Origin of the sequence: Enterobacter sp. 50793107, assembly GCF_001463365.1 — a bacterium.
Lineage (GTDB): Bacteria > Pseudomonadota > Gammaproteobacteria > Enterobacterales > Enterobacteriaceae > Enterobacter > Enterobacter cloacae.
This window is the reverse complement of sequence record NZ_LNII01000071.1, coordinates 1-463: the sequence shown is the minus strand read 5'-3', so window position 1 is coordinate 463 and position 463 is coordinate 1. Positions and strand designations below refer to the sequence as shown.

The window sequence follows — 463 nt, the reverse complement described above, 5'->3', positions numbered from 1 at the left end:
GTAAGGAGTAACCGATGACAACCCAGTATGGATTTTTTATTGACTCCAGCCGTTGCACCGGGTGCAAAACCTGCGAGCTGGCCTGCAAGGATTACAAAGACCTGACCCCGGACGTCAGCTTCCGCCGGATCTACGAATACGCGGGCGGCGACTGGCAGGAGGATAACGGCGTCTGGCATCAGAACGTCTTTGCCTATTACCTGTCGATTGCCTGTAACCACTGTGAAGATCCGGCCTGCACCAAAGTGTGCCCGAGCGGGGCAATGCACAAGCGCGATGACGGGTTTGTGGTGGTGGATGAGGATGTCTGCATCGGCTGCCGCTACTGCCATATGGCCTGTCCGTACGGTGCGCCGCAGTACAACGCCGCCAAAGGCCACATGACCAAGTGCGACGGCTGCCATGACCGCGTCGCAGAGGGCAAAAAGCCGATTTGCGTGGAGTCCTGTCCGCTGCGCGCGCT

The 463-nt window shown here is 59.0% G+C and carries 1 protein-coding gene; it reads left to right on the top strand.

The features are described 5' to 3' along the window. Window positions 1–14 precede the first annotated feature (14 nt). Window positions 15–463, top strand: a 449-nt coding sequence (locus APU11_RS10265) for a DMSO/selenate family reductase complex B subunit (RefSeq protein WP_060578458.1), incomplete at its 3' end; no start/stop codon positions are given.